The sequence below is a fragment of the Arthrobacter sp. Marseille-P9274 genome (assembly GCF_946892675.1).
In the GTDB taxonomy this organism is placed as follows: domain Bacteria; phylum Actinomycetota; class Actinomycetes; order Actinomycetales; family Micrococcaceae; genus Crystallibacter.
The window spans coordinates 45,441-56,838 of the sequence record NZ_CAMPOV010000002.1 but is presented as its reverse complement, the minus strand read 5'-3'; the positions used below and the strand labels follow the sequence as shown (position 1 = coordinate 56,838).

Sequence of the window (11,398 nt, the reverse complement as noted above, 5' to 3'; positions counted from 1 at the left end):
CAGTGAGCGGAGCAGCAGCTGGAGTATCTGCGGATTGTTCAGGCCCGGTCGGGGGACGTAGTGCCCTGACAGTAGGAGTCCATTCCAAGGAATGCTCCGTCGGATGGCGGCAGGCTCTTTCGTTTCCTAGGCGGCGGTCAGCCGTCGCAGGTCGCTGTGATGGAACACCAGCGGCTGGCGTGAGCGGTCAGCCCCCATCGCTTCGACTTCCAGCAGGACGATCACGTGGTCGCCTGCCTCAATCTCCTGGACGATGGAGCAATCAAAGGTGGCAGCGGCCCCGTCAATGAAAATGGCGCCTTCGGTCGTCTGTCTCCAGCCGATGTTCTGGAATCGGTCGCCTCGACCAGCCAGTGCGCGGCAGACCGTCCCTTGGTCCTCTGCGAGGACACTGATGCCCAGTCGTGGAAGTTGCCGCAGCTGAGGCCACGTCGTAGAGGTCTTCTGAACCGATACGGAAACCAAGGCTGGTTCCAGCGAGACCGTGGTGAATGAGCTGACGGACATCCCAGTCGGTCTGCCCCCCTTGTCTCCACAGAGGGCTACCACCCCGCTGGGGAAGCAACTGTAGGTGCTCCTGAGCTCTAACGGATCGGTCGGCATGGTCAGCGGGGTCATGTGATTTCCTTCGTGAGGTCGGTACATCAGCGCGTGGTGATGTAGTGCTGTGAAAGGGGGTCCCGCTCCCTCAGATGCGGGACAGTGTCTTAGTTATCCCTCGTGGTCCACGTGGTCATCGAGCCACTGCACGACGGCGTCCAGCACCTGGTCGTTATTGTGTTCGATCATCATGAGGTGACCGTTGCCGTGAATCCCGAGATCACCGAGCTGGAGGTGGTGAACGCGGTTGCACCCGGCCTGCCGGAGGTATGCGACAGTACCGAAGTCCACCGGCTTGGCGACCGACTGCTCGCCCGAGACGATGGCGATTGGTGTCTCGGCAAGGTGCGGCAGCCGGCGCGCAGGTTCTGACTGGAGTCGCATGGCTGGCAACCCATCCGCCGCGGGAACCTCCAGCAGCTTGAGGTCCTGTGTACCGGTGGCCGGCGGATCATAGGTCAGGGGGCTGGCAGAGAGCCCCCAAGGCAGGGGGAACGGGCCGCTGGGGCCCATAGGCTCCAGCGCTACCACGGCCCGGACCAAGTCCGGCTTAGCGTCCGTCATAAGCCAGCCTGCCGGTCCGCCGGCTGAGCTGGTGATGACGATGCTGGGTCCGATCCGGTCCAGCAGCTCTGCACCGTGTTTCCGCATCAGCTCGTGATCGGCATTCAGGTCGGGCATGTTGCTCTGGGAGGCGAGCAACTGCGCCAACGCTTGATCGTCCGGCAAGCCGCTTCCGGGCCACTGTGTGTGGTCCGGATTGTCCGCGCCTGCGAACAGGGGTCCGAGGGTCTCCGCCGAGGCGGGGATAGCACCGCCGTCTGGATGGCTGGGGCGTACCGGCGAACGGCCGTGTCCTGGACGGTCGATTGTGTAGACGGCATAGCCACGCTGGAGCAAGAGCGTCCGCCAGCCCGGTCTGCCATCAGGCGTGGCCATCCAATCCAACCCCTGGCCACCACCGCCGTGGATGAATACCACAGGGAATGGCTGGGTCTGCTCTTCAGGTCGCTGGAATTCCACGTACATCTGAGAGCCGTCGACGATGCTCTGGCCGTCACGTTGTTCGTAAGTCACCCCGACCCAGAAGTAGCCCTGCTCGGCGAGCCGGACCGACGTCGAGGTCTTGCCGCGGTGCTTAGTGGGCGACCGCAGCACGTTCCCTCACCACCGCCGCATTGCGCTCCTTCAGGGCCGGCATTACCTCGCGGGCGAAGAGTCTCGCCTGCTCCGGAGTGAACGTCTCGACCAATAGTCTGCGGGCACCCGTGGCGTCGAGGGTCTGCTGCAGGCTCTCGATCACCTGGTCCGGCGTGCCCACCACGGAAAGAGCAGGCCGGTCCTTTTTCTTGTCGGTAGCGAACTCGCCGTCGTTCTTCGGGACAGTCCGACCGTTGGATGCATAGTGGGACATGAACTGGTTGAACGTCCGCGAGAACGTGTCCAGGTTGCGCTCCGCCGCCTCCTCGGTCTCGCCGATGCACACGAAGCGCTCCACCATCATGTTCTCGGCGGATCGGTCATGACCGTACTCGGCTGCGACCTGGAGATAATGATCCAGTGCCTCTTGATGGGACTGGTCACTGCCGAAGTTTCGCATCACATTCCACCCGTAGGAGCCGGCCACCCCCGTGCTGTCGAGGCTGCCGCTTGCCAGCCAGATGGGGAAGTCTGTCTGGATGGGGCGGGTCGCTATCGATGTGGGGCGGGTGATCTGGAAGTACTTCCCGTCGAACGTGACGTCACGCTCGGTCAGCGCCAGCCGGAGGACTTCGAGTGATTCCAGCCAGGCGTCCCTCAGGTCCTCATCGGTCAGGTCGCGACCCAGGGCGATCCGGGCCTCCCCTGGCGCGCCACGGCCGATACCGAGCTCGAAGCGGCCTCCGCTGAGCAGGTCCAAGGTGCCTGCTTCCTCGGCGATCCGGATCGGGTTGTACAGGGGGAGGATAGTGACGGCTGTGCCCAAGCGAATTCGGCTGGTCTTGACGGCTGCAGCAGCAATGAGCAGGTGCGGGGACGGGCAGGTCATGAGCGGGGCGTGATGCTCAGTGACGGTCAATCCATCGAAGCCCAATTCCTCAGCCAGCACGGCGAATTGGACGAAGTCGTCGATCTGGCGCTTCTGCCATACCGGATTATGGACATCCGGTTCCATGTCCGTTGTGTGCAGTCCCAACCCGTAGGTGTGGACTAACTTGATGGTGCCGCTGTCTTCGCTGATCGCGTTCATGAGGTTAATCTCCGTCAAACCGTGTATATGTTGTTGGTCACGTCAACGGTACGGACAGAGCAGGTCGTTGCCGAGCCGGTTAGCGACGAGGAGGGCCGGAAAACGACATCAGTTTCCTGCTGACGACTGGCCCTGGGCGCACGAGACCGGCGGCAGGGTTACCGCGACTCGCGGAGAGTCTCAGATGGCAGAGTGCCATACCGCTCCCGATAGGCCGCCGCAAAGCGCGACACATGGCTGAAGCCCCAGCGGAGTGCGATCTCGGTGACTGTATCCCCGTTCCCCGCCAGGAGGTCATCATGGGCTCTGCACAGCCGCACCCACTGGATGTACTCCCGCGGAGTAGTTCCCACATACTCCTTGAACTCCCTCTGCAGGGCCCGTGGCCCGACGCCAGCCACAGAACAGATCGTGGCGAGCGACAGCTCATCCGCTGGATCTTTTTCGATCAGCTCGACGGCCCGCTTAAGGGATCGGGGGCGGAAGCCATTCCTATTCGCCTGGCCAAGCGCCTCCGAATAGCTATGCGGTTGCGCCAAGAGGAGCCCGGTCATCAGGAAATCGCTCCATGGATGGACATCCGTTGCGGCAGCGCTGAGCCCGAAGGGATCATCGAGATCCCGGACGAGGACCTTGATCCCACGCATCCAGGACGCCAGCGCGGGCCGGGTGAGGTCCATATCCATCCTGAATCGGATGGGTTTCGTCACGGCTCTGCCCAACATCTGCTCCAGTCGCCGCTCCAGGGCAAAACGGTCGATCCTGAGGTGCAGTTGGGCATACTCCCCGCTCAGGTCCATTCCCGCCACCATCTGGGGGGAAAGGATGGTGGCCCGTTGGGCGGAGCACACCGCTTGTTCATCGTCCACGGAAACGCGGTTGACGCCGCCAAGAGCAAACATCGCCACGTAATTCAATTCCTGTTGAGTGAAGTCAACGGCCATCTGGGGACCGGAATTCTGCGCGTAAACCAACTTCACTGGCCCGAGGGCTGTAGCGAAGACTGAGGCCGAGGCGATTTCACCCCCTCGGCCCATGGACCGCACGCGGCACGGCGTGAACCAGTCCGTCGCGCTGGCCTCGAGATGCCGAAGGCCCGCGCCCCGAAAGAGGCTGAAACGCCGCAGCGGAGTTCCGGCTGCCATGTCCGCTCTACTTGCTGCCATTATCAGAACAACCGCTTCCGCTGTGCATCGGACCGATCATTTCGCTCGTCGCCGCCAGTGTGACGCATACCGAATTATAAACGCTTTTACAGATTTCTTCGGAGATTGCCCGAACCACATAGCGCACTTGTCCTCCCGGCCGCAAACTTCCCGAAGCGGCCTCCGAACAGGAAGGGGCGGCGGATCCTAGCGCTGCGGTTCGTGGCGGCAGCCGGCGAACCGGTCCTGTAACGGCGGAGTAAACCTGTCGTGGTGATGGGTGATGATCCTTGTGACCATGTCGGTCCACTCCGCCGTTGTTTAGGGTCCTTTAGACGGCTTCGAGGATGCTGACGTAGTTGGCGATGGCGAGGCCGCCCATGTTGTGCACGGCGGCGCGGCGGGCGCCGGCCAGCTGCATATCGCCGGCGGTGCCGGAGAGCTGCATGGCGGTGACCACGTGCTGGGAGACGCCGGTGGCGCCGACCGGGTGGCCCTTGGCCTTGAGCCCGCCGGAGAGGTTGACCGGGAGTTTCCCGTCCCGGTAGACCCAGCCTTCCTCGATGGCGCGGCGGCCTTCGCCGGCGGGGGTGAGCCCGATGACTTCGTACATGATCAGCTCGGCGATGGTGAAGCAGTCGTGCACTTCGGCCAGGTCCAGGTCCTCCAAGGAGACGCCGGCCATGCCGAGCGCCCGCTGCCAGGCGGCCACGCTGCCGGCGAAGGCGATCGGGTCGCGCTTGGCCGCGGGCATGAAGTCGTTCGCGTGGCCGAAGCCGGCGAGCCGGACCGGTGCGGCGGCGGCATTCGAGGGCGCAGGGCCGGACGTGAGCACGACGGCGGCCGCTCCGTCCGAGACGGGGGAGCAGTCAGTGCGGCGCAGCGGCTCGGCCACCATCGGGTTCTTGTCCGAGACCGTGCGGCAGAACTCCTCGCCGAGGTCCTTGCGCAGCTGGGCGTAGGGATTGGCTACGCCGTTGCGGTGGTTCTTCGCGGCGATGGAGCCGAGCACGTCGCCGACGGCCCCGTGCCGCTTCTCGTAGTGCTTGGCGGTCTCGGCGAACAGCCCGGCGAAACCGGTGGAGGAGGGCTTGCCCGCGGCCTCGTAATCCGCGCCGAGCAGCGCCGCACCGACGACGTCCGCGCCGGCGTGCGTCATCTTTTCGGCACCGATCACCAGCACGTTCCGCGCGGTGCCGGCCAGCAGGGCCTTCGCCCCCTGCTGGAGTGCGGCGGACCCGGAGGCGCAGGCGTTCTCGACGCGCGTGGCCGGGACGTTCGCCAGCTGGTCGGACACCTGCAGCGCCAGCGAGGACGCGAAGCCCAGCGGCACCATGCCGGAGTTGAACTGGCCCAGGTAGATCTCGTCGATCTGCCCCGGCTCCAGCCCGGCGTTGGCGATCGCCTCGGTGGCCACGCCGACGATCAGGGATTCGAGCGTCTCGTCGGCCAGCTTGCCGAACGGGGAATGGCCCCAGCCGGCCAGCAGGATGTCCTTGCCGAACTGTTCCTTCAGGCTCACTTGGTGGTTCCTTCCAGGACGTCTTCGAGCTGCGCCGCCAGCTCGGGCGAGAGCTCGAACTCCGCCTCGGTCTTCTCCCGGACCTCCTGAAGCGTGACGCCGTCGGCGAGCTGGTTGAGCACCAGCCGGGGAGTGGCGCCGTCGTCGTTAATGTCAAAGTCCGCAAGGTCCGTGATGATCCGGTCCACCACCCGCACCCCGGTCAGCGGCAGGGTGCATTCGGTGACGATCTTCGGGCTGCCGTCCTTGGCGACATGCTCGGTCAGCACCACCACGCGCGGCGTGCCGGCGACCAGGTCCATCGCGCCGCCCATGCCCTTGACCATCTTGCCGGGGATGGTCCAGTTGGCCAGGTCGCCTGCGCCGGAAACCTGCATGGCGCCGAGGATGGCGACCTTGACGTGCCCGCCGCGGATCATGCCGAAGCTGGCGGCCGAGTCGAAGATGGAGCCGCCGGGCAGCACGGTGACGGTCTGCTTGCCGGCGTTGATCAGGTCCGGGTCCTCGTCGCCCTCGTAGGGGAACGGGCCCATGCCGAGCAGGCCGTTCTCGCTCTGCAGCACCACGCGCGTGCCCTCGGGCAGGTTGTTGGCCACCAGGGTGGGGATACCGATGCCGAGGTTGACGTAGTCGCCGTCGTTCAGTTCGGTCGCGGCGATGGCCGCCATTTGGTCTCGTGTCCAGGCCATGGCTTTTTCTCCTTGCGTTTGCAGCTTCAGGCGCCGACGACGGCGGCGGGCCGGGGGCGGGTGGTCAGCTTTTCGATGTGCTTGGTGCGGTCCGTGGCCTTGATGAGCCGCTGGACGAAGACGCCGGGGGTGACGATGTTGTTCGGATCCAGCTGGCCTGGCTCGACGATGACCTCGGCCTCGGCGACCGTGACCTTGCCGGCGGTGGCGACGACCGGGTTGAAGTTGCGCGCGGTGTACCGGTAGATGAGGTTGCCGTCCGTGTCCGCGGTGTGGGCGTGCACCAGCGCGAGGTCGGCGACGATCCCGCGCTCCTGGACGTAGAGCTGGCCGTCGAACTCGGCGTGCGGCTTGCCCTCGGCGATCTGGGTGCCGACGCCGGTCTTGGTGTAGAAGGCGGGGATGCCGGCGCCACCCGCGCGCAGCCGCTCGGCGAGGGTGCCCTGCGGGTTGAATTCCACCTCCAGCTTGCCGGCCAGGAACTGCTCGGCGCAGAGCTTGTTCTCGCCGATGTAGGAGCCCAGCACCTTGCGCACCTGGCCGCCCTCGAGCAGGACGCCCAGGCCCTTGCCGTCCACGCCCATGTTGTTGGAGATGATGGTCAGGTCCTTCACGCCCGAATCGCGGACGGCGTCGATCAGGTCCGCGGGGATGCCGCTGAGGCCGAAACCGCCGACGGCGATGCTCATGCCATCATGCAGCACTCCCTCCAGCGCCTCGGCCGCTCCTGGAATCAGTTTGGACATTGTTTCCTCCTCGTTGAGTCTCCGGCGCGGGCCGGGAGCTGGGCTGTCCATTTCGTGGACAGTGGGTTTTCATGGAGACTAGCGTCACAGTGTTGGGGGCGTCAATCGGTCAAGCGGACTGCTATTCACACTGTGGACGGGTCGTCGGAGGTTGTCCACATTATGGATTGGAGGGCGGATCATGGCGGAAAAACCGGTTCAGGGTGCACAGGTGGTCTCCCGTGTTGCACGGCTGCTGCGCATTGTCGGGCGGGCCCCGGAATCCGGCGCCGCGCTGCCGGATATTGTCGACGCGGCCGGCCTCACCCGGCCTACCGTCTATCGTCTGCTGAATTCGCTAGCCGCGGAAGGGCTGTTGGACCACAACACCGAAACCAACACCTGGCACCTGGGGCCGGAGCTGTACGTGATGGGCGCCGTTGCCGCCGGCCGGTACAAGATCGAGGACCTGGCCAGGCCCAGCCTGCAGCGGCTGGCGGACGAAACCGGGGAGAGCGCCTTTCTGTCGATCCGTCGCGGCGACGAAACGGTCTGCCTGGTCCGCGTGGAGGGCAGCTTCCCGGTGCGCTCCTTCGTCCTGCACGAGGGCGTCCGCTTCCCGCTGGGCGTGGCTTCCGCGGGGCTGGCGATCATGGCCTTCCTGCCGGAGGAAGAGGTGGATCGTTTGCTTGACGACGGAGGTGCCCGGGTCGAGCGGTTCGGCCCGGCCCATTCGGCGGAGAACATCCGGGCCAACCTCGAGGCGACGCGCAGGGCGGGCTACACCGTGAACCCCGGGCTCATCCTCGAGGGCAGCTGGGGGATGGGCGCGGCGGTCTTCGACCGGAACGGCATGCCCGCCTGGGCCCTGTCGCTGACCGGCATTGAGCAGCGCTTCCGCCCGGAGCGGCAGGAGTACCTCGGGAAGCTCCTGCTGGAAGAGGCGCACAAGATCACGCAGCAGCTAAAGGAACCCCAGACCCGGTAGCATCTGAGGAATGTCAGTGGCTCCGCGTCCTCTCCGCACGGCCGTGATCGGTTACGGCCTTTCCGGCCGGATCTTCCACACCCCTTTCCTCGAGGCCAGCAGCGCCTACTCCCTGGATGCCATCGTCACGGCCAACCCCGGGCGGGCAGAGCAGGCAGCGGCCGCCCACCCCAGGGCGCGGATTGTCGCGAGTTCGGATGAGCTGTTTGCCGGCTCAGAGGAGCTGGACCTTATTGTGGTGGGCACTCCGCCCGCGAACCACTACGCGCTCGCCGACGCAGCCATCCGGCACGGACTGCACGTTGTCGTGGACAAACCTTTTGTCCCGATCAGCGCCCAAGGCGAGGATTTGATTGCCAAGGCGCGCCAGGCCGGCGTCGCACTTTCCGTCTTCCACAACCGCCGCTGGGATTCGGATTTCCTGACTCTGGCCAGACTGATCCAGGACGGCGGGCTGGGGAAGGTGCACACCTTCGAGTCGCGGTTCGAACGCTGGAAGCCGGAGGGACTGCGTGCCTGGAAGGCCACGGCGGACGTGGCCGAGGGCGGCGGGATGCTCTTCGACCTCGGTTCGCACCTGATCGACCAGGCACTCACGCTGTTCGGTCCGGCCATCCGGGTCTACGGGGAGACGGCACGGCACACGCCGGGTGCCGGCATCGACGAGGATGTTTTCGTCTCCCTGCTGCATGAATCGGGCGTGCGCTCGCGGCTGTCCATGAACCTCATCTCCGGGTTGCCGGCACCACGGTTCCACGTGCTGGGCTCCCACGCCGCGTTTACCTCATGGGGCCTCGACGGACAGGAGGCGGCGCTCGGTGCCGGAGTGGTGCCCGGCTCGGAAGGCTACGGAGTTGAGCCGAAAGAACGGTGGGCCACGGTCGGAACGCCGGGCCAGACCAGGAAGGTGCCGTCCGAACGCGGGGCCTACACGGAGTTCTATCGGTTGATGGCCGATGCGATTAACGACGGCGGACCTGTCCCGGTGGACCCGGTGGACGCCCTCGAGACCGTCCGGGTCATTGAGGAAGTCCACCGCCTGAACCGGGGCGGCTGACAGTGCCGGCCGAGCAGGGAACCAGCTAGCCGAGCAGGAGCGCCACGAGCAGTACGGCCGGCAGGGAGAGCAGCGAGCTGAGGAAGATGACGTCCCGCACCAGCGTGGACTGCATGCCGAACTGGCTGGAGAAGAGGAACACGTTCTGCGCCGTCGGCAGGGCCGCCATGACGACCACCCCGAGCAGTTGGGCGCCGTCGACGCCGAAGAGGTAGTGCGCCACGGCCCACGCCACGAGCGGCATCAGCACCAGCTTCACCGCTGAACCGAGTGCGACGTCGGCCCGGACACTGCGCTGGGACAGTGGTTTCTGCCCGTAGAGGCTCATGCCGAAGAGCATCAGCAGCAGCGGGATCGAGGCATTGCCGAGCATCTCGACCGGCGTCCAGATCACGTCGGGCAGGTGCAGGCCGGTCACGGACATCAGGGCGCCGGCCGCGGTGGCGACCGTGACCGGATTGGCGATCGACCTGAGCAGGGTGCGGCTGAGCGGCGCGGATGCGTCGTCGTTAGCTGCCGCCGTCTGCGGGCCCGGGCGCTTGCGGCTGGTCCACGCGAAGACGGACAGGTATACCGGCGCGATGACCAGCAGTTGGGCCAGCAGGACCGAGACCACCGGGGCGGAGCTGCCCACCGCATAGATCGCGATCGGGATGCCGATGTTGCCTGCGTTGACATAGGAGGACGCCATCGCGCCGACGGCGGTCCGCGCCCCGGAGCGGCGCAGCAGCAGCCGCGCCACCAGCGCATAGAGGCCGCCGGCCAGCGCGGCGGTGATCAGCGCGATCGGCGTGTAGACCCCGATGACGGCGCCCAGGTCGGTCTCGGCCAGCAGGATGAACATCAGTGCCGGGTTGGTGATGTAGTAGATGGCCGGGGTCAGGCCCTTCTGCATGGCCGGAGTCTGCTGCGGCAGCAGCACCGCCGCGCCGAAACCGACGGCAACCAGTGCCAGGACTACTCCGAAACCGAGCAGTACGCCTTCCAACAGACCTCCTCGGTCGCAGTGCTGTCCGGCCGGCGGCGAAGCCGTCCGGGCAGCTGGTCTTCAGTGGGCCGGGCACAGACAAACCGGAGCCCGTCCCGGCTGGGACGGGCTCCGGCGGCAGGTTCTAGCGGACCAGGCAGGGGCGCTTGGGGTCGAACTTCCAGCCCGGCACCAGGTACTGCATGGAGACGGCGTCGTCGCGGGCGCCGAGGCCATGCTCCAGGTACAGGGCGTGCGCCTCGTCCAGCCGGGCGCGGTCCAGCTCGATGCCGAGTCCGGGTGCGTCCGGCACCTTGATTTCGCCGTCGCGGATCAGCAGCGGGTCGCGGGTCAGGCCCTGCCCGTCCTGCCAGATCCAGTGCGTGTCCAGCGCGGTGATCTCGCCCGGCGCGGCGGCCCCGACGTGGGTGAACATGGCGAGCGAGATGTCGAAGTGGTTGTTCGAATGCGATCCCCAAGTGAGTCCGAATTCGTGGCACAGCTGCGCCACGCGGACGGACCCGGCCATGGTCCAGAAGTGCGGATCGGCCAGGGGAATATCGACGGCGTTCGAGCGCACCGCGTGCGACATCTCCCGCCAGTCCGTGGCGATCATGTTGGTCGCGGTCTGCAGTCCGGTGGCCCGGCGGAACTCGGCCATCACCTCGCGGCCGGAGAACTTGCCTTCGGCACCGCACGGGTCCTCCGCGTAGGCGACGACGCCGCGCATGCGCTTGCCCAGCCGGATGGCGTCCTGCAGCAGCCAGCCGCCGTTCGGATCGAGGGTGATCCGGGCGTCCGGGAAGCGCTCCTTCAGCGCGGTCACGGCGTCGACCTCGAGGTCGCCGCCCTGTACGCCGCCCTTGAGCTTGAAGTCCTGGAAGCCGTAGCGGGCCTGGGCGGCCTCGGCGAGCCGGACCACGGCCTCCGGGGTCATGGCCTCCTCGCGGCGCACCCGCTCCCACTCGTCGGCGCCGTTGGGCTCGCGCAGGTACGGCAGGTCGGTGCTGTCCGGGTTGCCGACATAGAAGAGGTAGCCGAGCATCGGCACGGCCGAGCGCTGCTGCCCGTCGCCGAGCAGCTCGGCCACCGGCACACCGAGGAACTGGCCGTGCAGGTCCAGCAGGGCTGACTCGACGGCGGTCACCGCGTGCACGGTGGTCCGCAGGTCGAAGGTCTGCAGGCCGCGGCCGCCCGAGTCGCGGTCCGCGAAGGCGGTGGCGACGTCGCGCAGCAGGGAGCGGAAGCGGGCCACCGGCTGGCCGGTGATGATCCGGCCGGCGTCCTCGATGGTGGTCCGGATCTTCTCGCCGCCGGGCACCTCACCCAGGCCGGTGCGGCCCTCGGAGTCGGTGATGATGACGACGTTGCGGGTGAAGAACGGGCCGTGCGCGCCGGAGAGGTTGAGCAGCATCGAGTCGTGCCCGGCTACCGGGACGACCTCGACGGCGGCAATGGTTGGCTGGTTGGTCATG

At 66.5% G+C, this 11,398-nt stretch carries 11 protein-coding genes; 2 read left to right on the top strand and 9 right to left on the bottom strand.

What is annotated here, in order from left to right; all coding sequences use genetic code 11:
• Window positions 1-126: 126 nt before the first annotated feature.
• From OC550_RS13425 to OC550_RS13395, 7 genes are all read right to left on the bottom strand, one after another.
• Complete coding sequence (locus OC550_RS13425) at window positions 127-618, bottom strand: flavin reductase family protein (protein ID WP_262106402.1); 492 nt, start codon at window positions 616-618, stop codon at window positions 127-129.
• 93 nt (window positions 619-711) lie between these two features.
• Window positions 712-1,758 carry an alpha/beta fold hydrolase gene (locus OC550_RS13420; protein ID WP_262106401.1) on the bottom strand — a complete coding sequence of 349 codons (1,047 nt, stop codon included), beginning with the start codon at window positions 1,756-1,758 and terminating at the stop codon, window positions 712-714.
• Window positions 1,739-2,830 carry an LLM class flavin-dependent oxidoreductase gene (locus OC550_RS13415; RefSeq protein ID WP_262106400.1) on the bottom strand — a complete coding sequence of 364 codons (1,092 nt, stop codon included), beginning with the start codon at window positions 2,828-2,830 and terminating at the stop codon, window positions 1,739-1,741. Before OC550_RS13415 ends, OC550_RS13420 begins: the two co-directional genes overlap by 20 nt.
• A gap of 158 nt (window positions 2,831-2,988) precedes the next feature.
• Complete coding sequence (locus tag OC550_RS13410) at window positions 2,989-3,975, bottom strand: helix-turn-helix transcriptional regulator (protein WP_262106399.1); 987 nt, start codon at window positions 3,973-3,975, stop codon at window positions 2,989-2,991.
• A 331-nt stretch (window positions 3,976-4,306) separates the two neighbouring features.
• On the bottom strand, window positions 4,307-5,497 hold the full coding sequence (locus OC550_RS13405) for an acetyl-CoA acetyltransferase (protein ID WP_262106398.1): 1,191 nt from the start codon (window positions 5,495-5,497) through the stop codon (window positions 4,307-4,309).
• Window positions 5,494-6,186, bottom strand: a complete 693-nt coding sequence (locus tag OC550_RS13400; RefSeq protein ID WP_262106397.1) for a CoA transferase subunit B — start codon at window positions 6,184-6,186, stop codon at window positions 5,494-5,496. Before OC550_RS13400 ends, OC550_RS13405 begins: the two co-directional genes overlap by 4 nt.
• A gap of 26 nt (window positions 6,187-6,212) precedes the next feature.
• A complete protein-coding gene (locus tag OC550_RS13395; RefSeq protein ID WP_262106396.1) occupies window positions 6,213-6,932 on the bottom strand; it encodes a CoA transferase subunit A in 720 nt (239 codons plus the stop codon).
• A 181-nt stretch (window positions 6,933-7,113) separates the two neighbouring features.
• Between OC550_RS13395 and OC550_RS13390 the strand changes: the two genes are divergently transcribed.
• Window positions 7,114-7,899 (top strand): IclR family transcriptional regulator, encoded by a 786-nt coding sequence (locus tag OC550_RS13390; RefSeq protein WP_262106395.1) that lies wholly within the window; start codon window positions 7,114-7,116, stop codon window positions 7,897-7,899.
• Between the two features lie 10 nt (window positions 7,900-7,909).
• Complete coding sequence (locus OC550_RS13385) at window positions 7,910-8,956, top strand: Gfo/Idh/MocA family oxidoreductase (RefSeq protein WP_262106394.1); 1,047 nt, start codon at window positions 7,910-7,912, stop codon at window positions 8,954-8,956.
• Window positions 8,957-8,981: 25 nt separating this feature from the next.
• Here the strand turns inward: OC550_RS13385 and OC550_RS13380 are convergent, their stop codons facing one another.
• Both OC550_RS13380 and OC550_RS13375 read right to left on the bottom strand, forming a co-directional pair.
• Window positions 8,982-9,944 carry an AEC family transporter gene (locus tag OC550_RS13380; protein WP_262106393.1) on the bottom strand — a complete coding sequence of 321 codons (963 nt, stop codon included), beginning with the start codon at window positions 9,942-9,944 and terminating at the stop codon, window positions 8,982-8,984.
• 124 nt (window positions 9,945-10,068) lie between these two features.
• Window positions 10,069-11,397, bottom strand: coding sequence for an enolase C-terminal domain-like protein (locus OC550_RS13375; protein WP_262106392.1), 1,329 nt, complete (start codon window positions 11,395-11,397; stop codon window positions 10,069-10,071).
• Between the last annotated feature and the right edge of the window lies 1 nt (window position 11,398).

Bases quoted from the DNA above. Each gene is read 5' to 3' on its own strand.
- OC550_RS13425 (WP_262106402.1), bottom strand. From the start codon at position 618: ATGACCCCGCTGACCATGCCGACCGATCCGTTAGAGCTCAGGAGCACC.
- OC550_RS13415 (WP_262106400.1), bottom strand. From the start codon at position 2,830: ATGAACGCGATCAGCGAAGACAGCGGCACCATCAAGTTAGTCCACACC.
- OC550_RS13410 (WP_262106399.1), bottom strand. From the start codon at position 3,975: ATGGCAGCCGGAACTCCGCTGCGGCGTTTCAGCCTCTTTCGGGGCGCG.
- OC550_RS13400 (WP_262106397.1), bottom strand. From the start codon at position 6,186: ATGGCCTGGACACGAGACCAAATGGCGGCCATCGCCGCGACCGAACTG.
- OC550_RS13395 (WP_262106396.1), bottom strand. From the start codon at position 6,932: ATGTCCAAACTGATTCCAGGAGCGGCCGAGGCGCTGGAGGGAGTGCTG.
- OC550_RS13390 (WP_262106395.1), top strand. From the start codon at position 7,114: ATGGCGGAAAAACCGGTTCAGGGTGCACAGGTGGTCTCCCGTGTTGCA.
- OC550_RS13385 (WP_262106394.1), top strand. From the start codon at position 7,910: ATGTCAGTGGCTCCGCGTCCTCTCCGCACGGCCGTGATCGGTTACGGC.
- OC550_RS13375 (WP_262106392.1), bottom strand. From the start codon at position 11,397: ATGACCAACCAGCCAACCATTGCCGCCGTCGAGGTCGTCCCGGTAGCC.